Origin of the sequence: Pseudarthrobacter sp. NKDBFgelt, from assembly GCF_046097905.1 — a bacterium.
Taxonomy (GTDB): Bacteria; Actinomycetota; Actinomycetes; order Actinomycetales; family Micrococcaceae; genus Arthrobacter; species Arthrobacter polychromogenes.
This window is the reverse complement of sequence record NZ_JBJURL010000035.1, coordinates 1-26,681: the sequence shown is the minus strand read 5'-3', so window position 1 is coordinate 26,681 and position 26,681 is coordinate 1. Positions and strand designations below refer to the sequence as shown.

At 66.0% G+C, this 26,681-nt stretch carries 25 protein-coding genes; 13 read left to right on the top strand and 12 right to left on the bottom strand.

The window, feature by feature from the left end; all coding sequences use genetic code 11:
• Nucleotides 1-8: 8 nt before the first annotated feature.
• The 3 genes from ACKAE7_RS11140 to ACKAE7_RS11130 all read left to right on the top strand — a co-directional run bounded on the left by ACKAE7_RS11140 (nt 9) and on the right by ACKAE7_RS11130 (nt 4,071).
• Nucleotides 9-1,592, top strand: coding sequence for a glycoside hydrolase family 32 protein (locus tag ACKAE7_RS11140; protein WP_408979206.1), 1,584 nt, complete (start codon nt 9-11; stop codon nt 1,590-1,592).
• 29 nt (nt 1,593-1,621) lie between these two features.
• Entirely contained in the window at nt 1,622-2,962 is a 1,341-nt protein-coding gene (locus ACKAE7_RS11135; protein WP_408979205.1) for a NosD domain-containing protein, read from the top strand.
• 65 nt (nt 2,963-3,027) lie between these two features.
• Nucleotides 3,028-4,071, top strand: a complete 1,044-nt coding sequence (locus tag ACKAE7_RS11130; RefSeq protein WP_408979204.1) for a LacI family DNA-binding transcriptional regulator — start codon at nt 3,028-3,030, stop codon at nt 4,069-4,071.
• 430 nt (nt 4,072-4,501) lie between these two features.
• Here the strand turns inward: ACKAE7_RS11130 and ACKAE7_RS11125 are convergent, their stop codons facing one another.
• Nucleotides 4,502-4,771 (bottom strand): type II toxin-antitoxin system ParD family antitoxin, encoded by a 270-nt coding sequence (locus ACKAE7_RS11125; RefSeq protein ID WP_408979203.1) that lies wholly within the window; start codon nt 4,769-4,771, stop codon nt 4,502-4,504.
• Between the two features lie 289 nt (nt 4,772-5,060).
• Between ACKAE7_RS11125 and ACKAE7_RS11120 the strand changes: the two genes are divergently transcribed.
• Nucleotides 5,061-5,876 carry an MBL fold metallo-hydrolase gene (locus tag ACKAE7_RS11120; protein ID WP_188809449.1) on the top strand — a complete coding sequence of 272 codons (816 nt, stop codon included), beginning with the start codon at nt 5,061-5,063 and terminating at the stop codon, nt 5,874-5,876.
• A gap of 25 nt (nt 5,877-5,901) precedes the next feature.
• Here ACKAE7_RS11120 and ACKAE7_RS11115 read toward each other — a convergent pair whose 3' ends face one another.
• Nucleotides 5,902-6,639, bottom strand: coding sequence for a GAF and ANTAR domain-containing protein (locus ACKAE7_RS11115; protein WP_408979202.1), 738 nt, complete (start codon nt 6,637-6,639; stop codon nt 5,902-5,904).
• Nucleotides 6,640-6,787: 148 nt separating this feature from the next.
• Here ACKAE7_RS11115 and ACKAE7_RS11110 point away from each other — a divergent pair, with 148 nt between their 5' ends.
• From ACKAE7_RS11110 to ACKAE7_RS11100, 3 genes are all read left to right on the top strand, one after another.
• On the top strand, nt 6,788-6,925 hold the full coding sequence (locus ACKAE7_RS11110) for a hypothetical protein (protein ID WP_408979201.1): 138 nt from the start codon (nt 6,788-6,790) through the stop codon (nt 6,923-6,925).
• Nucleotides 6,926-7,252: 327 nt separating this feature from the next.
• Nucleotides 7,253-8,197, top strand: a complete 945-nt coding sequence (locus ACKAE7_RS11105) for an alkaline phosphatase family protein (RefSeq protein ID WP_408979200.1) — start codon at nt 7,253-7,255, stop codon at nt 8,195-8,197.
• 154 nt (nt 8,198-8,351) lie between these two features.
• Nucleotides 8,352-9,293 carry a lipid kinase gene (locus tag ACKAE7_RS11100; RefSeq protein WP_408979199.1) on the top strand — a complete coding sequence of 314 codons (942 nt, stop codon included), beginning with the start codon at nt 8,352-8,354 and terminating at the stop codon, nt 9,291-9,293.
• Nucleotides 9,294-9,356: 63 nt separating this feature from the next.
• Here ACKAE7_RS11100 and ACKAE7_RS11095 read toward each other — a convergent pair whose 3' ends face one another.
• Complete coding sequence (locus tag ACKAE7_RS11095) at nt 9,357-11,426, bottom strand: matrixin family metalloprotease (RefSeq protein WP_408979198.1); 2,070 nt, start codon at nt 11,424-11,426, stop codon at nt 9,357-9,359.
• Nucleotides 11,419-11,802, bottom strand: a complete 384-nt coding sequence (locus tag ACKAE7_RS11090; protein ID WP_408979197.1) for a hypothetical protein — start codon at nt 11,800-11,802, stop codon at nt 11,419-11,421. The genes ACKAE7_RS11095 and ACKAE7_RS11090 overlap by 8 nt, the downstream gene beginning before the upstream one ends.
• Nucleotides 11,803-12,183: 381 nt before the next feature.
• Here ACKAE7_RS11090 and ACKAE7_RS11085 point away from each other — a divergent pair, with 381 nt between their 5' ends.
• Nucleotides 12,184-12,681 carry a hypothetical protein gene (locus tag ACKAE7_RS11085; RefSeq protein WP_408979196.1) on the top strand — a complete coding sequence of 166 codons (498 nt, stop codon included), beginning with the start codon at nt 12,184-12,186 and terminating at the stop codon, nt 12,679-12,681.
• Nucleotides 12,682-12,817: 136 nt separating this feature from the next.
• Here ACKAE7_RS11085 and ACKAE7_RS11080 read toward each other — a convergent pair whose 3' ends face one another.
• On the bottom strand, nt 12,818-13,045 hold the full coding sequence (locus ACKAE7_RS11080; RefSeq protein WP_408979195.1) for a three-helix bundle dimerization domain-containing protein: 228 nt from the start codon (nt 13,043-13,045) through the stop codon (nt 12,818-12,820).
• A gap of 226 nt (nt 13,046-13,271) precedes the next feature.
• Here ACKAE7_RS11080 and ACKAE7_RS11075 point away from each other — a divergent pair, with 226 nt between their 5' ends.
• From ACKAE7_RS11075 to ACKAE7_RS11065, 3 genes are all read left to right on the top strand, one after another.
• Complete coding sequence (locus ACKAE7_RS11075) at nt 13,272-13,406, top strand: hypothetical protein (RefSeq protein ID WP_408979194.1); 135 nt, start codon at nt 13,272-13,274, stop codon at nt 13,404-13,406.
• A 140-nt stretch (nt 13,407-13,546) separates the two neighbouring features.
• Nucleotides 13,547-14,146 carry an ANTAR domain-containing protein gene (locus ACKAE7_RS11070; RefSeq protein WP_408979193.1) on the top strand — a complete coding sequence of 200 codons (600 nt, stop codon included), beginning with the start codon at nt 13,547-13,549 and terminating at the stop codon, nt 14,144-14,146.
• 188 nt (nt 14,147-14,334) lie between these two features.
• Complete coding sequence (locus ACKAE7_RS11065) at nt 14,335-15,567, top strand: acyltransferase family protein (RefSeq protein WP_408979192.1); 1,233 nt, start codon at nt 14,335-14,337, stop codon at nt 15,565-15,567.
• Nucleotides 15,568-15,748: 181 nt separating this feature from the next.
• Here ACKAE7_RS11065 and ACKAE7_RS11060 read toward each other — a convergent pair whose 3' ends face one another.
• Nucleotides 15,749-16,453, bottom strand: a complete 705-nt coding sequence (locus ACKAE7_RS11060; RefSeq protein ID WP_188809458.1) for a TetR/AcrR family transcriptional regulator C-terminal domain-containing protein — start codon at nt 16,451-16,453, stop codon at nt 15,749-15,751.
• A gap of 315 nt (nt 16,454-16,768) precedes the next feature.
• Here ACKAE7_RS11060 and ACKAE7_RS11055 point away from each other — a divergent pair, with 315 nt between their 5' ends.
• Nucleotides 16,769-17,101: a hypothetical protein gene (locus tag ACKAE7_RS11055; RefSeq protein ID WP_408979191.1), complete on the top strand. Its 333-nt coding sequence runs from the start codon at nt 16,769-16,771 to the stop codon at nt 17,099-17,101.
• Here the strand turns inward: ACKAE7_RS11055 and ACKAE7_RS11050 are convergent.
• From ACKAE7_RS11050 to ACKAE7_RS11035, 4 genes are all read right to left on the bottom strand, one after another.
• Nucleotides 17,079-18,854, bottom strand: a complete 1,776-nt coding sequence (locus tag ACKAE7_RS11050; RefSeq protein WP_408979190.1) for an EAL domain-containing protein — start codon at nt 18,852-18,854, stop codon at nt 17,079-17,081. The genes ACKAE7_RS11055 and ACKAE7_RS11050 overlap by 23 nt on opposite strands.
• Nucleotides 18,855-19,238: 384 nt before the next feature.
• Nucleotides 19,239-20,135, bottom strand: coding sequence for a F510_1955 family glycosylhydrolase (locus ACKAE7_RS11045; RefSeq protein ID WP_408979189.1), 897 nt, complete (start codon nt 20,133-20,135; stop codon nt 19,239-19,241).
• A complete protein-coding gene (locus ACKAE7_RS11040; RefSeq protein ID WP_172801451.1) occupies nt 20,135-20,311 on the bottom strand; it encodes a hypothetical protein in 177 nt (58 codons plus the stop codon). The genes ACKAE7_RS11045 and ACKAE7_RS11040 overlap by 1 nt, the downstream gene beginning before the upstream one ends.
• Before the next feature lie 279 nt (nt 20,312-20,590).
• The gene (locus tag ACKAE7_RS11035; RefSeq protein ID WP_408979188.1) at nt 20,591-22,393 is read right to left on the bottom strand and encodes an S-layer homology domain-containing protein; all 1,803 of its coding nucleotides are present in this window, start codon (nt 22,391-22,393) and stop codon (nt 20,591-20,593) included.
• 792 nt (nt 22,394-23,185) lie between these two features.
• Between ACKAE7_RS11035 and ACKAE7_RS11030 the strand changes: the two genes are divergently transcribed.
• The gene (locus ACKAE7_RS11030; RefSeq protein ID WP_408979187.1) at nt 23,186-24,880 is read left to right on the top strand and encodes a S8 family peptidase; all 1,695 of its coding nucleotides are present in this window, start codon (nt 23,186-23,188) and stop codon (nt 24,878-24,880) included.
• A 1-nt stretch (nt 24,881) separates the two neighbouring features.
• Here ACKAE7_RS11030 and ACKAE7_RS11025 read toward each other — a convergent pair whose 3' ends face one another.
• Together ACKAE7_RS11025 and ACKAE7_RS11020 are read right to left on the bottom strand one after the other, a co-directional pair.
• Nucleotides 24,882-25,628 (bottom strand): ANTAR domain-containing protein, encoded by a 747-nt coding sequence (locus ACKAE7_RS11025; RefSeq protein WP_408979186.1) that lies wholly within the window; start codon nt 25,626-25,628, stop codon nt 24,882-24,884.
• Between the two features lie 138 nt (nt 25,629-25,766).
• The coding region (locus ACKAE7_RS11020) for a glycoside hydrolase family 26 protein (protein WP_408979185.1) at nt 25,767-26,681 on the bottom strand (915 nt) is incomplete at its 5' end.

Below are 26,681 nucleotides of genomic sequence, written 5' to 3'. Positions count from 1 at the left end.
CGCCATTCATGTCCAGCTGCCTTGACGCCGCAATCCCGGAAACAACCCGGCACGCAACCTCCAGGTTCCGGCCAGCCATCCACTTCACTGCAAGGGATACCTGGCTCAACGATCCCAACGGCCTGGTGTACTACGGCGGCCTGTACCACCTCTTCTTCCAGAACAACCCGTTCGGCAGCGTCTGGGGCAACATGTCCTGGGGCCACGCCACCTCCCGCGACCTGCTGCACTGGACGGAGCACCCTGTTGCCATTGCCTGCGACGAGAAGGAGGACATCTTCTCGGGCAGCGTGGTGGTGGACCACGGCAACACCTCCGGTTTCGGCACTGCGGACGCACCTGCACTGGTAGCCGTCTACACCAGCGCCTACAAGCCGGCGTCCGAACACTACGGGACCCAGGCCCAGTCCCTGGCCTACAGCACGGACGCCGGAATGACCTGGCGGAAGTACGAGGGGAACCCCGTCCTCAGCAGGAACTCCGCGCACTTCCGCGATCCAAAAGTCTTCCGCTACCAGGGGGACCAGGGCGCCTGCTGGATCATGGTCGCCGTCGAAGCGCAGCACCAAAAGGTGGTCCTCTACCGGTCCGATGACCTCAAGTCCTGGGACTTCCTCAGCGACTTCGGCCCGGCCAACGCGGACCAGGGCGAATGGGAGTGCCCGGACCTCTTTCCCCTGATGGTGGACGGGGACCCGGACAACGTTAGGTGGGTGCTGATCGTCAACGTCAACCCGGGGGCCGTGGCCGGAGGTTCCGGGGGCCAGTACTTTGTGGGGACGTTCGACGGCGTCCGCTTCGTCCCGGACGCCGGCTCACTTGCGGCGCCGGCGGGGGTCAGCGCCCTGGACGATTCCGCCGCAGCCGCTGCGGCGCTGCAGCAATGCCTGTGGCTGGACTGGGGACGCGACTGCTACGCCTCGGTGTCCTTCAGCAACGCCCCCGACGGCCGCCGCATCATCATCGGCTGGATGAACAACTGGGACTACGCCAACCAGCTGCCCACCGCCCCGTGGCGGTCCTCAATGACCCTTGCCCGCGAACTGCGCCTCACAGAAGCCAGCGGCTCCGCCCGCCTGATCCAGCAACCGGTCCTTCCCCCTGCCCCCGCGGAAGAAGCTGTCCACGCGGCCAACGGGCACATGGACGCAGGCCCCTTTGAACTGGGGGATTCAGTCTTCCGGCTGCCTGATGCGGTACCCGGCAGTGCCCATATCATCGAGGCGGAGATCCTGCCCGGAAGCGCCAGCCACGTGGCTTTCCACCTGTTCGGGGATAGTGAGCAAAGCGCGGGGACCCTGCTGACCTATCACGCAGCGACCAATCAGCTGGTTTTGGACCGCCGGATGTCGGGCAACACGGGCTTCCACGAGAAGTTTCCCTCCGTGGAAGCAGCCCCGCTGGTCCTCGAGGACGGCGCACTCAAGCTGCAGATCGTCGTCGACCATTGCTCGGTGGAGGTGTTCGCGCAGGGCGGCAAGGTGGTCCTGACCGACCTTGTTTTTCCTGAAGAAGGACATAGGGAGAACCGGCTGACCGTCAACGGCGGGCAGGCAACCATCCGGACGCTCACCGTCACGACACTTAATTAAGCCCACTCAGGGGAAGGCCCAGCAGAAGCATGTCAAGCAATAACTACTACGACGTCACGGCGTGGCCCGTCGGCAACCCGTCCAAGGATGTTGGCGAAGTCATCAACAGCATCATCGCCGACATCAAGGACCGGCAGTCCGCCACCGATGTGGACGACGGCGGAAAGCCCGGCGCGGTGATCTACCTTCCGCCGGGGGACTACCACCTCCGCACGCAGGTGGTCATCGACATCAGCTTCCTTCGGATCCAGGGCTCGGGGCACGGCTTCACGTCATCGAGCATCCGGTTCAATGTTCCCGAACACGAATGGCCTGATCTCCATGAGCTGTGGCCCGGCGGGAGCCGCATTATTGTTGACCTTCCCGCCGGCGGGGACGGGGAGGAATCCGGGGGAGCCGCGTTCTACGTTGAGCGGAGCGGGAGCCCCCGGATCAGTTCGGTGGAGTTCGCCAACTTCTGCATCGACGGGCTGCACTTCATGCCGGACGGCTCAGGACTGCCTGCGGAGAACACCTACGTCAACGGCAAAACCGGCATCTACGTGGCAAGCGCCAACGACTCCTTCCGCGTGAACGGCATGGGGTTCATCTACCTGGAGAACGCCCTCACCATCCACAACGCGGACGCGCTGTCCATCCACGACAACTTCATCGCCGAATGCGGAAGCTGCATAGAGCTGCGCGGGTGGGGACAGGCTTCAAAGATCACCGACAACCTGATCGGCGCAGGCTTCAAGGGCCACTCTATCTATGCCGAGAACCACGGCGGGCTGCTGATCACCGCGAACAACGTCTTCCCCCGCGGGGCGAGCAGCGTCCATTTCGACGGCGTCACGCGATCAAGCATCACCAACAACCGCCTGCATTCGTTCTACCCGGGGATGGTGGTTCTTGAGGGCAACAGCTCGGAAAACCTGGTGGCCACCAACCACTTCCTGCGGGACCACGAGCCCTGGACGCCCTTCCTGGGAGTGGATAACGGGCTGGATGACCTCACCGGACTCCTCAGCGTCAGCGGCAACAACAACTCAGTGGTGGGCAACCATTTCTCGCAGATCATCGACTCGCAGAGCATCCGTCCGGCGGGTGCGAAGCCTGTCATCATCCGGTTGAAGGCGGGTACCGGCAACTTCGTCTCCAACAACCACGTGGTGGCGCTGGACGTGGATTCCACGTCAAGTGATTCCTGCTTCGAAGCCCAGGTGGACGCCCTGCTGACCACAGCGGCTTCGGAGGGGCTCGCCGTTACCGCTGTGATGGTCGATCCAGGGTCAGCCCGGAACACCATCCTTGATACGGGAAGCGATGCCCAGGTTGTGGCAGACAGAGCAGTAAATGCCCTCAGGCCCACACCCACGGTAGGTTTCTAATGGCAGCTGCACTTGCGGCACGGAACGCAAGCTGCCATCACCGACCATGAGGACGTGGGAGACAGATGAGCAACAAGAACATCGGCATCAAGGACGTGGCACATGCGGCCGGGGTGTCCGTGACTACTGTCTCCCACGTCCTCAACAACGTCAGTTATGCCCGCGTCAGTCCTGAAACCAAGGACAAGGTCAGGGCGGCCGCTGAAGAGCTCGGCTACGAACCCAACCGGCTGGCCCAGGCGCTGCGGACCCAGCGGACGGGCATGCTGGGGCTGCTGAGCGAGGATATTGCCACCACACCACACGCCGGCCGGATCATCCTAGGCGCCGATGAGGCTGCCAAACGGCGCGGCTACAACCTCATGATCCTCAACACCTCCGCGTCCGCCAGCCTGGAGTCCAGGACGGCGGACGTCGAGGCGCTGCTCGAGCGCAGGGTGGACGGCATCCTCTATGCCACCATGTATCACCGCACCGTGGAGCTGCCCCCAAACCTGGACAGCGTTCCATCAGTCCTGGTGGACTCCGTGTCTGCCAGCGAAAATATCTGTGCGGTAATCCCGGACGAGGAAGGCGGTGCCCGGACGGCCGTAACTGCCCTGCTGGATGCGGGCCACAGCCGGATCGGCTTCCTGAACAACACCGACGATGTCCCAGCAACCCGCCTGCGCCTCCAGGGCTTCAGGAGGACCCTGGACGGGGCAGGGCTCGACGGCGGCAGCGCGCCGGTAGAGTCTGCGCCGTCCGAGGTGCACGGCGGCTATGAGGCGGCCCGCCGGATGCTCGGCCGCAGCGACAGGCCCACAGCCCTGTTCTGCTACAACGACCGGATGGCCATGGGTGCCTACCGTGCGGCCGCTGAACTGGGGCTGGCCATCCCGAATGACCTTTCCATTGTGGGGTTCGATGACCAGCAGCTCATCGCCGCCAACCTCCATCCGGGCCTGACCACCGTGGCCCTTCCGCACTACGAGATGGGCGCCTGGGCAACAGAGCAGCTCATCGACGCCATCGAAGGCAAGAACGAGCTTTCCAGGATGGCGCTCAGCCCGACCATCCTGGACTGCCCGCTGGTCAGCCGCGATTCCATCGCAGCCCCCGTAACCTGACCCCCAACTCCAGTCCCCACGAGGAGTTTTTGTCCAGATATGCAGGCTTACAACCACTAAAAGTCGGCATATCTGGACAAAAACTCACCCCCGGGGAGCAGGAGGTGACCAGTACGACGGCGGCCGCGCGCCGCCGTCGTACGCTGTCCTTCGCTGCCTGGCCGCCGCCGGGAGCCCTGCAGCGCCCCGTCCACCGCCCCCAGGTGACGGCCTGACGTCAACGATCCAATATAGGGTCGCTAAGCAGCTGCTCGTGATCGCGGCCACCGTAGAAGATTTCGCCGATCGCCACGGTCAAGACCTTCACAGAAGGCGACTATCGATTCAGTGAAGCCTGCCGCGGTGGCGGGAGACCCGGCATCGGCGATGAAATCGTAAAGCTCCTCAAGCTGTTGCAGTGCTTCCTGCCGGACTACAAGCCGGTAGTGATTCACTGCTGCTTGTTATGCTTCGCCGAAAGCCGCGCACGTACTTCGTCGGCGCTCACCACAGCGGAGGGATCGGCCGCAAGGGCGTCATAAGCACCGATAACCTCCTCGCGAAGCCACGACTCCAGCACCTGGTCACGCGCGAACAACGTGCGCAAGCCATCTCGGACAACTTCGCTCTCACTTGCATACGCGCCCGAAGTAACGCGCTGGCGCAGGGCGTCCGCCATCTCGTTGGGAAGGGTGATGCTGAGTTGCCGTGTTGTGCGCATGGTCGCTCCAGTGGTGTGAGTAGGACTAAATCCTACTCGTGCGTGTCGAGCCTGAGAAGGGATCCTGCAGAGCCCTATAGCGAGGAGTTTTTGTCCAGATATGCAGGCTTACAACCACAAAAAGCCTGCATATCTGGACAAAAACTCACGCCGGGGGAGCAGGAGGTGAGAAGACGACGGCGGCCGCGCGCCGCCGATGTCCTTGCCCGGCCTCCCGGGAACTCCAAGCAGTGCTGGGTACAATCGACCACTAAACGAACACTGCTTTTGCCGGAGGTACGGAGAAACAATGCAGGAATGGCTCGAAGTCGGCGCTGACAACTATGTTCTGGTCACCGAAGGATCGCTGCTCAACACCGGGCTGGTGGTGGGGTCCGAGCGGGCCATGGTGATCGATACCGGCTGCGGGCCCCGGCAGGGGCGGGAGATCCTGGACGCCGTGCGGGAAAAGACCCAGCTGCCGCTCGTCGTCGTGAACACCCACGCCCATTACGACCACTTCTTCGGCAACGCGGTGTTCGCCGAAGCCGGCGTCACGGAGTTCTGGGCGCACCAGAACTGCGCCACCGAAATCGAGGAGCGCGGGGACCTGCAGCGCCGTTTCGTGGGGACGCTGGAACCGGAAATGTCCGTGGGCGAAGGCCAGAACGTGGAACTCGTGGTCCCGAACGCCATCGTCAAGGACCAGCCGGTGCTGGTGGACCTGGGCGGGATGACCGCCACCCTGTTCTACCTGGGCCGCGGCCACACGGACGGCGACCTGGTGGTGGGCACCCCCACCACGCTGTTCGTGGGCGATCTCGTGGAGCAGGGCGCGCACCCGTCCTTCGAGGACTCCTACCCTGAGGAGTGGGCGGATGCGCTCCGGCACATCTCAGCGCTGCGCCACCGCTACGAGTTCCTGATCCCCGGACACGGCAAGCCCTGCAGCGACGAGTTCGTCAAAACTATGGCGAACACACTGAGCACCGCGGTCCGCCAGGCACGCCAGTCCATCCGGGACACCCCGGACGATGCCACCAAGGCCATCCCCGTCCTGCCGTACGGGCCGGAACAGTCCCGCTGGTTCATCAAGCGGCTGCAGGAGACCCGCCGGGAGCAGTAGCCGGGGGAGCGCCGGGGACGTGCGCTCAATCATCGAAGTGCGTGCGCACGTTGCGGCTCCCTGAGACGCCTGCCACCACTTCCTCGGCCACCGCAGCCAGTTTCTGGTTTCGGTTGCTGGACACCGCCATCAGGATCTTCATGGCCTCATCCTGTGTGCACCGGTTTTGTCCCATGATGATGCCCGCGGCCAGGTCAATGACGGTCCGTTTTTCCATGGCTGCCCGCAGGTCATTGGTGAGTTCGTCCTTGGCCGCCATTCTGACTGCCAGAGCCATCGCGTGGCCTGCTGACTCAGCGAAGGCTGTGGCCCGGGGGACCATCTGTTCGGTGATGGGGCCGGCGGGGGAGGCAAAGAAGTTCAGTGCCGCCGCCGCGTTTTCTCCGGGATCCAGCGGAACACCCAGGCAGCTGCCGCATCCGGCCGCAGCCAGCGCCTTGCGGTACGTGGGCCAGCGGGAGTCGGCGGAGACGTCCGCCAGTAGCACCGGCCTGCCGATCCGCAAAGCCTCAGTACACGGCCCGCCGCCAACAGCCTGCTCAATCTCGTCCAGACGAACGGCAAGCTCGCTGCTGCCTGCGATGGTGACCGGGCGTTTCTGCCTGAGCAAGGTGACCGCACACTCAACGCTTGCGCCCGCCGCTTCCGTCATCACCCCGGACGCGAGGCGTGTCAGGCCGTACAGGAAACTCTTGAGGTCACCACCCCCGGACAGGAGCCCCTGGAGCTGATCGTAATCGCTCTGAACTTGATTGAAGGCCATGGGAACACCATAGGAATCTGGCCACCTGGAAGCAATGAATGCTGCTGCGCTGAATTGGGCGTGTAGCCGGCGCCCCAGTGGTGTGGATTAGTAAAACGAGTAGCGATTACTCGGGCCCCCAGCTCCTGCTGCTGCCTAGGTTCGATGCATGGCAGAAGTTATCAACCGCAAGCACGGCCGCCGCAGGATGGCGAAAGAACCCAAACGCGGCGTCCAGCCGTACGTGATCGTCAACGTTGTCCTGGCGGTTGGCCTGGCCATCGCCGCGTTCGCCCTGACTCGGTAGGCGGAGCGGGGCTTTGGGCCCATCTTTTGGCGGCGCCGGAGTGGCAGGATAACCCCAGGTGGGCGGTACTGCGGCCGTCCTCCCGGGAGGCAGGAATTGATGGCGGCTGACAATCCCCGCAAACGGTCCCGCAAACCGTCCCGCACAAGCGGGCGCCGAGGCGGGACCGCAATCGGGCCCGCATTCGGGCGCCGGCGCGGTTCGATCGCGCTTGCCTGCATCACGGCGGTTCTCCTTGCAGCCTGCCAGGCCGCTCCAGGCCCGGCACCCGGCCCACCGGCCTCCGGGATCGCGGACGGTAAGTTCGCGGACGGAACACTGGGCCACGTGTTTGTGATCAACCTCGAGAACAAGTCCTACGACAAGGTGTGGGGCCCGGACTCGCCGGCGCCGTACCTCTCCAAGACCCTGCGGGCCCAGGGGGTGCTGCTGACGGAGTACTACGCAATCGGCCACGCATCGCTGCCCAACTACATCGCGCAGCTCTCCGGGCAGGGCCCCAACCCGGTGACCAGCAGAGACTGCCACAACTACGAGGCGTTCACCGTCACCGGGACGGCCAGCCCGGGCCAGGTGCAGGGCAGCGGCTGCGTCTACCCGGATTCGGTGCCCACCCTGGCTGGCCAGCTCAGCGCGGCAGGGAAGTCCTGGAAGGGCTACATGGAGGACATGGGAACACCGTGCCGGCACCCGGAAATCGGCGCGAAGGATCCCAACCAGAACGCCAGCGCCGAGACCCAGTACGCCACCCGGCACAATCCGTTCGTGTACTTCACAGCCATCACGTCCTCGCCCGAATGCCGGGAGAACGTGGTGGATTTCAGCAACCTGGACGCTGACCTCACCTCCCTGGACACCACGCCCAACCTGTCCTACATCAGCCCCAACCTGTGCAACGACGGCCACGACGATCCCTGCCGCGACGGGTCAAAGGGCGGCCTGCCCAGGGCCGATGCATGGCTGAAGAAGCACGTCCCGGACATCCTGGCCTCCGCGGCGTTCAAGAAGGACGGGGTCCTGGTCATCACGTTCGACGAAGCCAAAGGAAAGGAAAGCGCCGCGTCCTCGCTGCCCGGAGGGGCCGGCGGCGGCCGCGTGGGTGCGCTGGTCCTGTCCCCGCAGGTCAAAGGCGGCACAACATCACAGCGGGCCTACAACCACTACAGCCTGCTGGGAAGCATCGAGGACATCTTCGGCCTGCCCCACCTCGGCTACGCCGCCGCCCCGGGGCTGAACCGCTTCAGCACCGACGTCTACACCAACCGTTCCTGACTGTTCGGCACCACAATCGCGCGGCACCACAGGTGACCAGTACGACGGCGGCCGCGCGCCGCCGTCGTACGCCTTCCCTCTCGCAGGGCGCACCTTCCGCCCTGCACGTGCTGAGGGGGCGTACTCAGGGAGTTCCCAGCCCGCCCGGCCTAGGATGTTCCCCATGATGCTTGCCCAAGAGGCGAAGTCCGCTGCCGTGGTGATCAACGCCGGGGCGCGCCTGGGAGCGGCGGGGCCGGCGCTGGCAGTGGACACCCTGCGGAGTGCGGGCCTGCCCATCTCCGCCGTCCACCAGATCCTGTCCGGCGCCGAGCTGGCCGGGACCCTGGACCGGGTGGTTGCCGAGGGGCACGACCTTGTGGTTGTTGGCGGCGGTGACGGGACGGTGTCCTTCGCCGCCGGCCGGCTCGCCGGGACACAAATCGTGCTGGGGGTCCTTCCGCTGGGGACGGCGAACGACCTTGCCCGCACCCTCGAAATCCCGGCCGATCTGCCCGGAGCGTGCGCTGCCCTGGCCAGCGGGAAGGTGGTGGACATCGACATGGGGCGCGTGAACGGCCAACCCTTCCTGAATGTTGCGTCCGTGGGCCTCTCGGTGGGTGTCACCGAAACCCTCAGCCCCCGCCTGAAGCGGTACCTCGGGCCCGTGGCCTACGCCGTTGCCGCCGTCCGCGCCTATGCCCGGCACCAGCCGTTCCGTGCCCGCCTCGAGTTCCCGGACGGGGACCACGAAACGCTGGAACTGGACAACCTGCTGCAGGTGGCGGTTGGCAACGGCCGGCACTACGGCGGCGGCAACGCGGTCTCACCCACGGCCGGCATCGACGACCACCTGCTGGATGTCTACGCCATCCCCGGGGCGCCGCTCCGGGAGCACATCAGGATCGCCCGGATGCTCAAGAACGGCAGCTTTGTGGAGCGCGACGGCGTGTACCACCTGACCTGCCAGCGCGTCCGGCTGGTCACCGAGCCGCCCATGCCGGTGAACCTCGACGGCGAGATCGCCACCGCCACGCCCGCCGACTTCACCATCGAGCGCAACGCCGTGCACGTGGTGGTGCCGCACGGCAGCACCAGCGCCCGGTTCGACGGGTAATTCCCTGGTGAGCGCACGACGGCGGCCGCGCGCCGCCGTCGTACGCTTCAGTCCTGGAGGTGGTCAGGCGCCCATGCTTCCCGCCGGCATCTTCTCCTGCTCCTTGACGGAGGTGCCGCTGCTGCCCGCGGACTTCTTGGCGTCACCGTCCTGTGAACCGCCGTCCATGCTCCCGTCCGGCATGGAAGCGGCGGCGGGCTGCTGATGGCCGTTATGGGTGACGCTCTCCTCCATGGCGCCGGCCGGCATCTCCACTGTCTGCCCGAGGGCACCGGCGGTGTCCCCGCCGCCCTCCCCGGTCATGGAAGCGGCGCCGGACGCCCCTGTGGACTCCTCGGTCAGGAACGGCCTGGTCTGCCACTTGTGCCAGAGGGCGTTGTCCGTGCCACGGACAAAGACTTCCAGGCGGCCGTCGGCGTTGGTGCCCACCGCGATGTTGGACGTGAGGATGCCGCCCAGGGAATGCCAGTCGGACCAGCCGCTGTTCGGTGCGGTCTGCCATTTGTGCCAGAGCGCGTTGTCGGTGCCCCGGACGAAGACCTCCAGGCGGCCGCTCGCGTTCCTGCCCGCGGCGATGTCCGACGTCAGCAGCCCGCCCAGGGAGCGCCAGTCGGACCAGCCGCTGTTGGGTGCGGTCTGCCATTTGTGCCAGAGGGCGTTGTCTGTGCCGCGGACGAAGACCTCCAGGCGGCCGTCGGCGTTGCTGCCGGTGGTGATGTTGGAGGTGAGGATGCCGCCCAGGGAGCGCCAGTCGGACCAGTTGCCGTTGGGTGCGGTCTGCCATTTGTGCCAGAGGGCGTTGTCCGTGCCCCTGGCGAAGATCTCCAGCCGGCCGTCCGCGTTCCTGCCCACCGCAATCTCGGAGGTGATCACCCCGCCCAGGGAGCGCCAGCCGGCCCAGTTGCCGTTCGGCGCGGTCTGCCAGCGGTGCCACACGGCGCCGTCGTTGCCCCTGGCGAAGATCTCCAGCCGGCCGTCCGCGTTGCGTCCAACCGCCGCGGGGCCGGTGATGCCGCCGCCCAGGGAGTTCCAGCCGGCCCAGTTGCCGTTGGGTGCGGTCTGCCAGCGGTGCCAGAGGGCGTTGTCCGTGCCGCGGGCAAAGATCTCCAGCCGGCCGTCCTGGTTGTTGGCCGCGGCGATCTCGGAGGTGATCACCCCGCCCAGGGAGTTCCAGCCGGACCAGTCGCCGCTGGGGGTGGTCTGCCAGCGGTGCCACACGGCGCCGTCGGTTCCCCGGGCGAAGGTCTCCATCCGGCCGTCCTTGTTGTTGGCCACGGTCACGTCCGAGGTGATGACGCCGCCCAGCGAGTTCCAGCCGGACCAGGCCGCGGGGGCAGCCGGGTACAGGGCCCGGAAACCGTCGATGTCGTCCTGGGTGAGGGCACGCTTGGTGAAGTTGGAGGACACGGTGGGGGCCATCACGGCGTTCGCCACGCTGGTGTGCGCCAGCCCCACGATGTGGCCGAACTCGTGCAGTGCCACCGTCTCGATGTCGAAGGCGCTGGCCACGGCGCCGACGCTCCACACGTGCTCGCTGTCATCGAAGTGGACCGGCTTGGGCAGTGTGGTGGTGATGACGCTGCAGCCCGGCGGGAAGTCGGCGTGGGCCAGGACGCCGCCCACCATGGAATGGTCCGGGTCCGCGGCCGGCCGCCACCCGATGCGGATGTCCGGGCTGGAGCCCACGGCCACCTCGGTGAAGGCCAGCCCGCCCACGGCCTGCCAGGTCTGGATGGCTTGCCGGATCGCGTCGAACTCGGCGTTGCCGGCGACGTCGGCCGTGCCGGTGTCAAAGGCGTACGTCAGTGTCCTGTCCGCCCATGCGCACGTGGTGGAGAAGGCGAGTTCGCCCGGCCGCACGTCGGGCAGCCCGCAGCGTGGCCGCATCATGGCTTCGCGGGTGGCGTCGTCAAAAACGCCCGTGACCGGCAGGTGGAAGAACTCCTGGAAACTCCGGAGGGCCCCTTCGGTGGGGTCGTCCAGGACGCCCAGTTCCCGGGGCGTGGCTGGGCCCAGATAGCCGAACCGCTCGAGGTACGTCTGCACTTTGCTGAAGCCGGCATGGCGCTCGCCGGGGGAGGTGTTTTCGACGGCGGCCAGGTACGGGGCCCCGCGGTACTGCTCTTCAGGCATTGGATTCTCCTTGATCTGTTCTGATGCTTCGCAGGATCTGCAGGGCGACGTCCCGTTGGGCGCCGGCGGGCAGATGGACGACGGCGGTGGCGCGGCCGGGGATGGTGGCGGCAACGGTGCGGGTGCCGCCTTCCTCGAACACGACAAAGTCAGCGAGGTTGCTGCCTACGGGTTCCCGCCAGTGTTCGTAGCCGGGTTTGGCTGCATAGCGGGTGAGGGGATCGGCGAAGAGGCTCGCATCAACGGTCAGGCGCATGCCGGCACCCTCCAGGACAGCGGCGCTGCCCTCGATGCCGCGTTCAGGCGAGGGGGCCAGCGCGCTGGGAACGTCCAGCGCCAGGCCCGCCACCCGGAGGGAACTCCACCCCTGTTCCATAACCCCGTCCTCACATGCGAGGGAACACAGGATCGAGTTGACCAGACGCGCGTTACTGCGCCGTTACTGCTTTCGGAGGCAGTGCCCTCACTTATTGTGCGGGCCCCCTACTTCACAGTTAGTGCTTCCCAGGCGCGAAAATGGAGGACTAATATCCTCCCATCTAGTGATCGCGAAATAGCCGACACAGAAGCTGAACTTACTGCCAAGTGAGAAATGATGCGGGAGGAACGGGCGCTTGAACGGCCCACCCCGCAGTCCGTCCGCCGATTTACCTAGTGCGGTAACGACGCCGATGCTGAACATTCAACGCCGAGTATTTAGCAAGTTCCCAGCGCGTAATGCATACCGACTTTTCTGCCTGCGCGCCCATATCAATTCTTGAATGGAGTTTCTGATGAAGAAACTGATGGTTTTGTGCGCCCTGTTTTTGCCTTTCTCGCCAGCGCCACGCCCGCCGTTGCTGCTCCCCCCAGTGACGATGTACTACTGGACGTTACTTTTAAGGCCAACCAGCTTTGTAAGTACCCGGTCCAGTTGGTCGTGACCGGAAAATCCAAATTTGTTGATCTTCCCGGTGACCGCTTTTTCATCGCTTCTCCGGGTCAGGAACTAACCGTTACAAATGTCAAGACCGGGGAAGAAGCAACCTTCCTCATTACGGGCAGCACTCATGCCGAGGTGCAGGCTGACGGCACCACCGAGGTCAAGGTGACCGGACTGAATGTTGTGGCCAATCCACGGGAGTCCAAATCAGACCGGCCGGGACTCTTCCTGCTGGAAGGAAACTTCACCTTCGCCCTCAAAGAGGACGGGACTGAAGAGAGGGTGTTCAGCGGCACTGGAGAGGTAACGGACATCTGCGCCTTGCTCGCGTAGAACAGCCCCGAGCCCTCACTCCAGCCGAACGACGGCGGCCCCGCGCCGCCGTCGTTGTGCCCGCCCCAAGAGACCAGCAGTTGGCGAAGCAGGCTGCTGAGCTGTTCCGGCAGACCCAGTGGACCCCGCTGCGCCGTTACTGCCTTACCGGTGCCGGGACCAAGCGGTGCTGGCGGGCCAGCCGGAGCTTCGCGGCGCGTTCAACCAGGATGGGGACGTAGTCCCGGACGCGGCCCTCATCAAACAGGCTGTGTTCATGGGCAACCACGTCCTCGATCACGGAGCGCGGCTGGCCGGGGAAGTGCGCGGCGAGCCGGTCCACCACGTCCGTGAGTGCCTGCGTTTCGGTCTTCTTGAGCATCATCACCGTTCCTGCTGGAAGGAGAACTGGCTACCACCTGTACGTTCCTGAGCCGGACGTGCATGGATGAATCATACGAACGCGGGTCCCCGAGGGAAACCACTAATTGGAAGTCTGCGGATATCCGCAGCCAGCTTTGGTGCCGGCCCGCGGAAGCCAGTAGTGGACTCTCAGGGGACAAGTAGGCAATACGCGGGCGCCTGTGTACGGGGCTCCGTAGAGTCGGCGCATGGCAGATGCAATGAACCGGAAGCACGGACGCAGAAGAGGGCAGGGGCCCGCGAAGGGCAGCAGGCGGCTGGCTGTCCTTGTGGTCTTTGTCCTGGTTGTCCTGGCGGTGGCCGCCTTCGCCCTGACACGCTAGGCAGGTGGGGCACGCACGGGCGGCTGACCTGCGATGATGCTGCGGCTGCCCGGGCGGAGTGTTCCCTCGTTTAGGATGTTCTCATCCTTTAAGTTTCCGGGCCGGGGGAAGCCAGGACAGAGCACACCGAATGGCCCGCAGTGACATCCAGCAATAATTCCCCCGCACTTTCGTCAGCAAGAATCCCCCACGATGACTTTCTGGACTGTCCCACGGGACTTGTCGAGTACTACTTCGCAGAGGGCATCTTCCACTGGTCGGAAGGCCTGTACCGCATCTATGGATACGAACGCGGCGACGTTGTCCCTTCCATGGATATGGCCTTCGCCCACATCGAGCCTGCAGACCGGCCCGCTGTCCAGGCCTACTGGGACCGGGTTGCAGCGGTCGGCGGCCCGTCGTCCATCTATGTGTCCATCCGCGACCGCAAGGACCGGCAGCACAAACTGCTTTACTCTGCGGACTACATCCTTGAGGGTGGCGCGCCTGTGGGCGTGTGGGGCGTGGTGGTTGACCTCACCCAGTCAATCCATTCCGACCGCCACCAGCTCGCAACCGAGGCCGTGGCTGCGTCGGCTATTAACCGGGCCGTCATCGAACAGGCCAAGGGCGTCCTGATGGGACGCCTGGGTGTCACCGCAGACGAGGCCTATGAACTGATGAGCCAGCAAAGCCAGGAGACAAACAGGAAGGTCTACGCAATCGCCCACGAGATCGTAGAACGCGCCACCCGCCGATAAGGTGGCGGGCTCCGGCTGCACCTGCTGGGACCAGGCCCAGGCCAAAGGTGAGGCGTACGACGGCGGCAAGCGCCGCCGTCGTACGCGTTGCTTTGAGTGCGTGGAGCTTACGTCCAGCTTCCGCCCAGCGCAGTTACCGAAACGTTATATATGCTGGATGGGTGGTTTTTAGGTCAAGCAGTGGAAATATGTCAGCTCCGGAACGCCCGGCCGCGCCCGGCCGCGGGCTCATCTCCGGACGAAAGCACGCCCTGGACGGGCTCCGGACCATCGCCGTGGCGGGGGTCTTCTTCTTCCATACCGTCACCGAACTGGTCCCGGGCGGGTCCATCGGCGTGGACGTGTTTTTCACCCTCAGCGGCTTTGTGATCACCCTCCTGATCATGAAGGAGTACCTGGCCACGGGGCGGCTGCGGCTGGGGATCTTCTACGCCAAGCGGCTGGCCAGGCTCTGGCCGGCGCTGCTGGCGCTGTGCGGCGTGATCGTCACGGTGGGAGTGGTGTTCCGGGCGTCCAAGTGGGCCGGCCAGGAAGGCTATGTCCTCCCTGCCGCCGGCTACGTGATGAACCTGGCGCGGATCGGCCTGTTCGGCGAGTCCATCGCCGGTGAAACCCTCGGCCCCGCCTGGACCCTGGCCGTCGAGGAGCAGTTCTACCTGGTGTGGCCGGTGCTCCTGCTGGTGCTGCTGCGGTTCTGGAAGGTCCGGACAGTCGCCTGGATCACCGCCGGGCTGGCTGTGGCGTTCCTGCTGGAACGGTTCGTCCTGGTGCTGCTCGGGGCCCCGCTGAACCGCCTTTACAACGGCCCGGACACCCGGGCCGACGAGCTGCTGATCGGGTGCACCCTGGCCCTCGTCTTCACCACCGTCACCCCCGGATCCCGGCCCCACGAATCCCTCCGGAACGCTGCGCGGTGGGCCGGGCCGCTTGCCGGAACCGCCCTCCTGGCCGCCGTGCTCCTGCTGAAGGAACCGGACACCCCCGGCCTCTGGTTCAGCGCCTTCTGGACGGCCGGGCCCACGGTGCTGTCCCTGCTGTCCGCAGTGCTGATCGGATCGCTCGTCCTGCAGCCGTCCGGGTTTGCGGGACGGGTCCTCAGCCACCCGTGGCTTGCCGGGCCGGGCCGGGACCTGTCCTACGCGATATACCTCTGGCACCTGCCGGTCTACCTGCTGCTGATGCCGCTCGTTCCCTCGCTGTGGCTCCGGGTGGCGCTGGCTGCGGCTCTGACGGTGCTGCTGGCCATCGCGTCCCACCGCCTGGTGGAAACGCCCGTCCGCCGCTGGGCCAACGCAAGGCTGGAGTCCGCCGTCGTGCCTTCTTCCCCCGGACGCGCCGCGGAACGCACCGGCGAACGCTCCTCGGAACGCGGGCGTGAACTTGTGGCAGCCGGCCACGCGCCCGCCGGTGACCAGGCATGACAATGTGGATGGATGGGTTGGGTAATTTACTTGGCCCGAACCCCTTTACTTGACGGAATCCAGTTACTAAAGTCAGTTCTTGTCATAGTCCGGATGGGCGCCAGGGGGCGTCCGGGAAGGGGGAGTGCATCACCGCTGACCTAGACCGTAAGACAATTGACCACTACGTTGAAGGCCCCTCCTAGGAGGGGCTTTCCCTTTGTCCGGCGTAGAGCTGGCCGGCCAGGCCGGAGAGCAGGATGGCGAGACCCTGGTCCAGTTCGGCGGCGCCGTCGTAGTCGGCAAGGACCGGGCCGAGCGCCCGGAGGTGCGGAAAGCTTTTCGCGGGCAGGCGGTGCAGGCCAAGGCGGAGGATGGCCTCGTTTTCCTCCGGGTCTACGATGTATTCCTGCAGTTCGTTCAGGATGTGGCCGTACAGGAAGCCGTAGTAGGCGCGGTAGACGTGCAGGGCCGCGGCCGGCGAGAAGCCTGCCTCGATCAGCAGGGCAAGGATCTGCTCCAGTGGACGGAGTGTTCCCAGCGGCCGCAGTCCAAGGGGTGTGGAGAGCGGGCGGGTAACTAGCAGCGGCACAACGTTGGGGTGCCGCAGTGCCAGGAGTCGCAGATCGTGGGCGATTTTGCGGAGCTGGGCCTGCCAGTCCGGATCGTCAGGGAAGATCGCCAGCTCGTCCAGGACCAGTTCGGAAACGCCGTCCAGCAGGGCCGCGCGGTTGGCCGCGTAGCGGTACAGGCTCATCGGATCCCGGTCCAGCTCCTGCCCCAGGCGCCGCATGGTCAGGGCATCCAGGCCTTCAGCGTCTACCAGGGCAAGTGCCGTTGAGAGCACAAGCTCTTTGCTGAGGGGCGCCTTCCGGGAACCTGTTTGATTGCCGGCACTGTCGGCCATAAGAAATCCCTTCCGCTGGGCGCCGGGCGGTCCCTGGGTGGACGATTCCTCAGCTTGCTTATCATCTAGTCTACGCATAAAGTCTACAGCGTAGAGAATGTGTCAACATGGTTTCAGAAGAGGGATCAGAGTTTGCATGGCCGCCACGGCCGCTCACGCCATCCCGGGATCCTGGCGCTGCACCTTGCCGGTGCTGCGCAAACATCATCCCGTTCCCCCTTTTTGTTTGCACCCTCGTTGAGAAGAGCCACCATGGCAGCAGCACACTCTACCGTTTGCCCAGGGACGCCAGCTCGCATGTCGCGGCCTGACGCTGTGACCGCTCCCGCCGCCACCAGTTACGTGCCCCGGGAAATGCACCAGCCGCGCGGAAAGCGCCCCTGGTGCGCAAACTGCGATACCGACCTCCACCTGGTGGTCGAGTTCCCCGGCATTACCGGCAGGAAGGCCGGCTCGATCGCCGTCGCAGTCCACTGCTCGCAGTGCAGCATCTCGCGGGTCCTGGACACCACCCTGGACCACGTCGCAGCCCTTCCCTCCCGGTTGTACCCGGCCCCGCCCAGTGAAGCCAAGACCGGCGCAGCGGAGGACGCGGCCGGCGCAGCGGAGGGCACGGCCGCCGGCATCAGGGCACTCGCCGCCGGCTGAGCAGAGCGAGCTCAGCCGGAGGCAGCGGCCGAGCGATGAGGTAGCCCTGGGCGGTGTCGCAGCGCAGCTCGCGCAGGACTGCCAGCTGCGATTCCCGCTCCACGCCCTCGGCGGTGGTTCGAAGGCCCAGGGCCCTGGCGGACGCCATGACGTTGGCCACGAGGACAGCCGAGGTGGGATCGGTATCGATGGTGTCGATAAAGGACTTGTCCAGCTTCAGCCCGGTGAGGGGAAGCTCCCTGAGCAGTGAGAGGGACGAATACGCCGTCCCGTAGTCGTCCAGGGCCACCCCAATGCCCGCCCCGATCAGCGTGCGCAGCTGGGCCGCCGCAGATGAAAGATCCACGATGGCGGCGCTCTCCGTGATCTCGACGTTCAGCAGCGAGGGCGGTACCCCGTGCCGTTGCAGGGATCTGTGGATGACCGTGGCCAGGTTTCCGGCGGCCAGCTGCAACGGCGAAATATTTACCGAAATGGCCCGCGGCGTGCCGGCGTCCGCCCATAGCCGGGCCTGCGCGCAGGCTTGGTCTATCACCCACTGGCCCATGGCGTGAATCATGCCGGTGTGCTCGGCCACGTGGATGAACTCGGTGGGGGAGACGGCGCCCAGTTCAGGGTCGTGCCAGCGCAGCAGAGCCTCCACCGCGGGGCAGTCGCCGGTGGGAATGTCCATCAGCGGCTGGTAGTGGAGGCTGAACGCTGCGCTGCTGAGGGCGTGGGGCAGCCGACGGCGGATCAGGGCCTGGCGGGCGAACCGGCTTTCCGGCCGGGACGGATCGATGCGGCCCAGCCTGCGCTTGCCTTCGTGCTTGGCCTGCAGCATCGCCGCATCCGCCTGGCGCAGCAGGTCTTCGAGCTGCGTCCCGGGCGCCCGCCAGCTGGCCCTGACACCTGCCCCGCCGTCGCGTGCCCCCGTATCGCGTGCCCCAGTATCGCCTGCCCCGACATCCGCGGCCATGGCCAGCCCCAGGGTGGCGGAGACGTGGAGCAGGTGTCCGTCATGGACGAACGGCTCATCCAGGACACGGAGGATCCGGTCCGCGAGGGCGCGGGCACTGGCTTCATCGACGTCGGCCAGCAGCACGGCGAACTCGTCCCCGCCCAGCCTGGCCACCCTGTCCGCAACCCTGGTGCAGGCCTTAAGCCTCGCCGCGAAGGCCGTGAGCACACCGTCCCCGGCCCTGTGCCCGAACGTGTTGTTGATGACCTTGAAATCGTCCAGGTCCACGTAAAGCGCCGCCGTCCGGGCAGAACCGGAGCCGGCCAGCAGGGCCTGCCCCGACTCTTCCAGTCCCAGCCTGTTGGCCAGGCCCGTGAGCGGGTCATGGAACGCGGCATGCCGGAACACATCCGAAAGGCCCTCCAGGACCTGCGAGACGGGCACCACGCGCGGGGTCCCCGAGGCGGGAATCACGAGCACATCCTGGTACCTGCTCTCCTCAGGCCGGTCCAGCAGCGCGGCGGCGGCCGCCCGAAGGTCCAGGGACGGCGGCAGGCTGAAGGTGGTGCAGGGCACCAGCGCCTCGGCCGTCACGCGGGCGTTCAGCGCGCGCCCGTAGCCCAGCCGCCCGGTCATCTGGTGGTCCAGCTGGTCCCGCGTCAGCAGGGCGGGGATTCCGCGGACCTCAACCACCACGGCCCGGAGCCCGCGGTCCTCACGGAACAGCGCCTCGATCTCTCCCGAGGGCGTATCGCCGCTCAGGACCATCGCCTCGAAACCGAGGTCACCTAGCGTGGGCGTGGACGGCTTCACAGCGGAGACGGGACGGAGGGGAGGAGGCCACGCGTCCTGCATATCAAGCGAAAGCTAACGGAAGGTGAACATTTAGGCGAGAGGTACGACGGCGGCGCGCACCGCCGTCGTGCATTCCCGCCTGGAGTCCGTGGCAGGGAACTGCACAGATCTTGACCAAACACGCGGGCGATCCTTCACGCAATCCTGAGCATCCGGGCATAGTTTGGGCACCCAGGCAGTACGGAAGGGGAGTGGAGACAATGACCATCACCGAATACGTTGCAGCCCTTGGCGGGATGCTGGCCTCTCTTGGCGGAGCGGGCCTCCTGGCGGCGGGACTGATCCGGTTCAGGGCGCGCCACTAGGCGGGCGGCCGCGGGCGGCTGCTCAGTCCGCGTCTGCTCAGTCCGCGTCTGCGGGCCGGAAAGTCATGCCGCCGTCCGTGGACACCATGACCCCGTCCGCCGTGGCCGCCCAGATCCAGGGGCGGCCATCCTCGCCCTTGAGGGCGGCGATTGCCATGACTTCGGCGTCGATGCGGCCGTGTTCGGTCCACGTTTCGCCGGCGTCTGCAGAGTAGTGGACAGTGCCGTCCGGTTCTACGCCCACGGCTTCCGCCGGGTGGGCGAACGCCGCGAACTGGATCACCGGGCCGTTCTCCAGCTGGGTCCAGGTGCTGCCTGAGTCCGTTGAGCGCTGGATCCCGTCCTGGGTGGTGGCCAGGACGGTGGTGCTGTCCGGGTGACTGGCGAGGACGGCCGGGGCGAAGTCTGCGGCGACGGTGGTCCAGGTTTTGCCGTCCGGGCTGGTCCGCAGTACACCGTCGAAGGCAACGATTCCCGACTGGGTGGCGGTCAGTGCGTGGAAGTCGGATTCGCCCTGCCGTGAGAGCGGCTCCCAGGTTTTGCCGCCGTCGGACGTTTTCAGCAGGCCCAGCGGGTTGGGGAGGTCCGAGCCCGGTCCGGGGTGGCCGGAGGCGTAGAAGACGCCGTCTGAGGGGCCGGGGGTGAAGCCCATGAGGTCGTTGGTCGCGCCGATTTTGGTGGCCGGGGCGGTGGTGACGTCGAACAGTCCGTCGTGGGTGGCCAGGAGCACCTGGCTGGTTTCGCCGCTGACGGCGATCCCGTGGACGTGGGAGCCGGGAAGCGTACTGTGGGCGCTGCCAGTGCCAGTCGCAGTGCCGTTGGTGTCCGGTGCCGGGCTTGAGGCGGGAGCGCAGCCTGCAAGGGCGAGCAGCGCGGCCGCCGCGGCGGAGAGCACTGCACGGTGTTTGGTGCTGCTGGCGGGCTTACGGACCATTACTGGATCAGGTAGTGGCGTTCTTCAGCTTTGGGAGTCTTCGGGAAGAAGGACTGGCCCAGCGCCTTCAGGCCGATCGCGGGCAGCAGGACCAGCGCCACGCTGACGGAGAGAGCGGTCCAGCCCAGGTCCTCGAGCGGGCCAAGGGTGCTCCCCTGGGGAGAAGTAGTGTTCACGACTGCGCCTTATGTGAGACCGATGGGAAACGGATGCCTGCCCTGGTGCCCGGACAGAACCCTCCCAGGTGTGTGTCCGCCAGCGAAGCAGGAATCCCTACAAGGTTACGGCACCCGCGCGGACCCGCGGACATGGCGGGCGCCGCCGGCGTCGCCGGAGGACATCCGCCCTGGTCACTAATGGTGCTTCAACCCACAGACATCAAAAAAGGGCTGCTTCCCAGAGTCCGGAACGGAATATCCGTCCGTCCTCCGGGAAGCAGCCCTGTGATGCTTTTGCTATAGCGAACCCAGTTTGTCGTTATAGCGGTACATGAACGCCGCCATGACATCGCGGTTAACCGACACGGACGGGCGGTAGGTCTTGCTGCCGTCCGGCTCCGTCCAGCCTTCGGAAATTCCTTCCTTAGCCAGCCACGTCATCTCCTTGTAAAACACCATGCCGGGAGTGACGTCCGTGAAGGGCGACACGGCAGGCGCAGTGAAGGCAGGCTTACCGGCATGCCGGTACATGAACGCCGCCATGACATCCCGGCTTACCGAAGCATATGGGCGGAAGGTCTTGCTGCCGTCCGGCTCCGTCCAGCCTTCGGAAATTCCTTGCTTAGCCAGCCAGGTGATCTCCTTGTAGAACAGGGTGTTGGGTGTGACGTCCGCGAAAGGCGACACGGCAGGTGGGGTGAAGTCCGGCTTCCCGGCGAGGCGGTACAGGAACGCCGCCATCGCATCACGGTATACCGGCTCAAAAGGGCGGTAGGTCTTAGTGCCGTCCGGCTCCGTCCAGCCATTTGAGACCCCCTTCTCCGCGAGCCAGGCCATTTCCTTGTAGAAGACCTGGTCTGATGCCACATCAGCGAAGGGTGAAACTGCCGGCGGTACATACTCGCCACCGTCGTCGCCGTCACCCTCGATGCCAAAGTCAGCGAACCAGTAGCGCTTGTCGTCGTCGTCGCTGGCCAGAACCACCATGCCGCTCTTGCTGGTAACAGGCTGCTTGCTGGTGGTCACGTTGTTGACGCTGGGGGTGGAGTCCTGGATAACGGGGGTACCGCGGCCGTCGGCGAAAACGGGGTCATCCATGGAAGCCGTCTTTTGGTAGATGGCGCCGGACGTCCCGCTGTAGGGGCAACCCGACACCGTTGTTGCCGGACCCGACTGGAAGGCATGAATCTTGTTGTTTTCCGGGTCGAGCACAATCTGCGGGCGGGTGTGGCAGTCGCCGATCGTGGAGATGGTGAACTTGTCGAAGGCTCCCGTGGCCGGCTTGAACACCAGCAGCTGCAACTGCGGGTCCGACTTCTTTGCCGTGGAGTTCATATCGAAGCTCGTCTTGACCGCAGCAAAGACGCGGCCGGTGGTGTCTGCCTGCAGCGACTTGATGTTGAGGTGGTCGTCAGCCTGGTTTGGCCCGCGGACGGCGGACTGGACCTTCCACGAGGTGGGGGACTGGCCGTCAGTGCGGCTGGCCCACCAGACGGAACCCGTTGTGTGATCAGACCACATGACGCCAATCTTGTTCTTGCCAAAGGCAACGAGGGACGAAATGTCATCCGGAGCAACGGTGGCGTCCACACCAGTCAGGGACTGCGGCGTGCCCCAAGACTTTCCGCCCTCTGACGAGTTGTTGACCATTACCTTGCTGGCGTAGCCACCGGTCTGGACTCCGGACACCTGGGTCCAGGTGGCCCAGATTGCGCCGGTGCTGTCCTTGTCGATGGTCATCGATTCGCTGCTGTTCGTGGTGATAGTGGTGGGAAACCCGCTGCTCCGCGTGTATTTTCCGTCGGCATAGCTGTAGCGGTACAGCCTGGCCGGGGAATCCGGGCGGGACGCCTTTGGCCCGTCTTCAGTAGAGATGGTGACCACATGGTGGGCTATGTAGAGGTAGGTGCCGTCCCAGAGGGTGTCCGCAGACGTGTTGGCACGGTTGTCCACCCCCACGCCGGTATCCACCCACTTTTTGGCGGCCCTGTCCAGCTTGTGGATCTTCCAACCTCCTGAGGTCCACATATCGGCCCACCAGGCGCCATCGTTCCACCACAGCTTGCTCTGCGGCTTGTCGGCGGTGGGGGGATTTCCCACACCTGTGTAATCGGAGCCGGCGGTGCCAAAAATTGGCGCTGGCGGCGGCGGGGGCGGTGGCGGCACCGTGGCGCTCGCAGGTCCCCCAAATGCTCCTAGCCCGGCGACGACAAGGACTGTTGCCAGCCCTTGGCCCAGGGCTCGTTTGATCGATTTCTTCACGGTACTCCTTAAACGTTCCGCCCCAACGCTGTCGCGTCCAGGTCCCTGAGGAAGCTGGTGCCCCCGCTGATTTATTAACCTCTTGTGCAACACATGCCGCCCGAGTACCCGTTACTCGCCTTTGCCAGGTAGGGCACTGAGATCATGCTTCCGGTACTCACGTCAGACCGCCGGAACGCCGTGGGATTTCCATAGCGGGGCGGGCATGTGGTTTTCGGCGGGAATACCCGGTTGCGGGCACTCAGCACAACGTGCGCTGGCAACAAGCGTGCCGGCGTCGTCCTTGTGAAAGTGAGTCACGTGATGGGTAGTCCTGCCGCATGCGGGGCAGAAGCTCTGGCTCTGTTTGGTCCACATGGAGGAATCCTATGGAGAGCCGCTCCCCAAAAAAGGCAAAACACTGGAAATATGTGGGTGCCCGCAGGCATTATGTGCCAATCCCTGTCCGGAGCGATTCGGGATGGCGGCTCAGATGGACCCAGGCGCGCTGCCGACCATTTGCACGGGTCCGGGATATTTGCCGCTGCCCCTTCTTCCCCCTCCTGCTTGTGGCTAGAATCGGGGCGGGGGTGAGTCTGTCCGCGCGCCGGCACCCAGCGCTTGGCGCCTGTCCTTGAAGGATGCCCGCCCATGACCCACCGCTTCAGCCCCCGTACCGCCGTCGCCCTCGCTGTGGCTGCTGTCCTGGCGAACACAACCCTGGCCCTTCCTGCCCGGGCCGACGGCGAACTGGACAACATCCGGCCAACCCCGCAGCGTGCGGCGCCCGCTGCATCCCCCGCCACCGACCAGTTCATTGTGGGGATCCAGGGTGGTCCCGGCATCGGGTCTGAGGCAGCGGCAACCTCCGAGGCAGCGCGGATGGCAGCAGGCAGGGTGGGCATCGCTGCCCAAAAGGTCAAAGGCACCGCCGCCGGCGCACAGGTGGTGAGAACCAGCCGGCCCCTTCCGGGCGCCGAAGCCGAGGCCTTCCTGGCAGCACTGCGTTCCGCCCCGGGCGTGGCCTATGCCGAGCCGGACATCATCATGCACCCGGCCGCCGAGGCCCCCAACGATCCCGGGTACCAGTTTCAGTGGAACCTGTGGGATGACGCCGCCGGCATCCGGCTCCCCGGCGCCTGGGACGTGAACCGCGGCGAGGGGACAGTGGTGGCGGTGGTGGACACCGGAATCACCAGCCATTCCGAACTGAATCCCCGGGTGCTGCCCGGCTACGACATGATCGTTGACGCCGCCAACGCGCGGGACGGCGACGGGCGTGACGCCAACCCGCAGGACGAGGGGGACTGGTTCGCCGGGGAACTGTGCGGCATCGGCGGCGAGAGCGGTACGTCCTCCTGGCACGGGACCCACGTGGCCGGGACCATCGCCGCCGTGGCCAACAACAAGGACGGCGTCGCTGGAGTGGCGCCCGAAGCCAGGCTGCTTCCCGTCCGCGCCCTCGGGGCCTGCGGCGGCTACGAATCGGACGTGGCCGATTCCATCATCTGGGCCGCCGGCGGGCAGGTGGCCGGCCTGCCGGTCAACCCCAACCCCGCCCGCGTTATCAACCTCAGCGTCGGCGGGGACGGCCCCTGCTCCGTCACGCTGCAGAACGCCATCAACCTCGCCCATAAGGCCGGCGCCGCCGTGGTGGTGGCCGCCGGAAACTCGAACCGCCCGGCCTCCGGCATGAGTCCGGCAAACTGCAAGAAGGTCATTACGGTGGCTGCCTCCGGACGCACCGGCGCCCGCGCCTCCTACTCAAACTACGGGGACGACGTCGATGTAACGGCACCGGGCGGCGACATCACCAGCCAGTTCACCGAAGGCATCCTCTCCACCTCCAACTTCGGTGCCACCACCCCCGGGCTCGAGGCCTACGCCTTTATGCAGGGCACGTCCATGGCGGCCCCCCACGTTTCCGGGATCGCCGCCCTGCTGATGTCCGAGGTGGGCAGCAGCTACACGCCCGAGATGGTGGAGAAGAGGCTCGAGGCCACGGCCCGGCCGCTGGCCGTTGACTGCCCCGAAGGCTGCGGCCACGGACTGGTGGACGCAGCGGAGGCCCTGGACCTCTCCAATGAGGACTTGCCGGCCGGCGTTGTGCTGCCCAAAGCCGTGAAGTTCACGGACAAGGACGGCACCAAGAAGGACACCTTCACCGTCCCATCCTCCAGGGGCGTTGAATACGTGCGGGACGGAGCAGCCGTCAAGGCCGGCGAGTATCCCGGCTCCGGCACAGTCGCTGTTTCCGCGCGTTCCCTTCCCAAGTACTCGCTGGCGGCCGGGGCCACCACCCAGTGGACGCACACGTTTTCACCGGACAGCGAGCCTGCGGGATAGCCTACGCCGGGGCAGGCGGATCGAGCCGCGCTGCCGGGGCCGCGCCGGCCAGTGACTTCACCACATTCTCGGCAACGCTGCGCACCTTCAGGTTCCGCTGGCGCGACGCGCCCGCCAGCTTGCTGAACGCCTCGGCATAAGTGCAGCTGTTCTGGGCCATGATCACGCCGCACGCCACATCGATGGAGGTGCGGCTCTCCAGGACGGTCTTCAGGTTGTCCCCGGCTGACCGGACGCTGCGCACCTCGAGGGCCAGCTTCATGCTCTGGGCGGCCACTTCCGCGAACCACCGGGCCTCGGCCACCAGGTCCGGCGTCAGCCCGGTGGTGCCGCGGACAAGGAACAGCAGCGCGCAGGACGTGCGGTCCTCCAGCTCCAGCGGAAGAGCCAACGCTGCGCCGAATCCGGAAGCCGAGAGCCGCCGTCGGTATGCCTGCCACCTGGTGGATGTTGTGCGGTCCACCTTCACCACTTCGGCCGTGCCGACGGTATGGGTCAGCGGCCCGTCGCCGTTCCGGTCCTCGGAGGTGGCCAGGGCCTCGGCGGCAGTGCTGTTGCCCGCAATGACGGGCGGGCCGCCGGGCCGGATCAGCAGGGCAGCGCAGTCCGCGGACCCGGCGAGGGCCTGCGCGCCGGCCTCCGCCAGCCGCCGCACCGAACCCAGGTCAGTGTCCGCACCCGTGATGAGGTCCAGCAGGAACCCCGGGCGCTCTGTCCGCATGGTTCCGTCCGCCGGTTGTAGTGCCACGCTTCGTCCCCCGTAAGCTTCGGTCCCGCCCCGCACCCGCGCGGGCTTTCCCCGAATCTATGAGTACAGCCCGCGGAGGGCACGAGTAGCCGGTACTCTACTTTTTCCGGCGCGGCGGGAGGACCACTTGCTTTTGCGTTACCGGCGGGCGGCCAGTGCCTGTTTGAAGGCGTCGGCGGACGAGGTGCTGCTGTTGATCCGCCAGTCGGTTTCCTTGTTGTAGTGGAACCAGGTCACTGCGGTGATGTCCGGCTGGGCGGAGAGGTAGCTGACCAGGGCGGTGATCCAGTCTGCCTTGGAGCCGCCCTGCTCGGCCGAGGATGTTTCGGCGATGAGGATCTGCTTGCCCGGGGCCAGGGTCCGGAGCTGGGACAGGCCGTCGCCGAAGAGCTGGGACGGGGACACCCAGGAGCTCCAGGAGGCGGAGGTGCCCCAGTTGTAGCCGTCCAGCGCCACGGCATCCACGTACGCCGCGCCGGGGTACAGGCCGGCCAGCGGCACCGACCCCCAGTACGGCACGTTGGGGTTCCACACCCAGGTGATGTTGGTGGCACCGGCCGCCGTCACCACGCCGTGCACGTGCTGCCACGCGGCCACGTAGTCGCCGGACCCGTTGCCGTTGACCTGCTCCGACCATGGGTACCAGTTGCCGTTCATTTCGTGCCCGAAGCGCAGCATCACCGGGTGGCCCCAGCCGGCCAGCGCCTGGCCCCACTGGCGCAGGTAGGGGTCGAAGTCCCCGGCGGCGATCCGGTCCAGGGAGTACGCGGGCTGCGCTGTCCCGCCGCCCCACGCCCAGGGTTCCCAGGTCAGCAGGGTGAGGGCGCCGCGGGTGCGGACTGCCTCCAGTTCCGTGATGGGGGGAGCCTGGTTGAAGTCCTTGTAGGACAGGATGATGGACGGCGCCTCGCCCGCAAGGGCGGTGACCTCGTTCAGTTCGGCCGCCGCGAGCGGGCCGCCGGGAGTGCCGACGCCGAAGCGCAGGGTTGCCCTGAGAAGACCGACGAGGAGAAGGCTGCAAGCGTTCTCGACGAGGTCCTGGCTTCCTAAGAA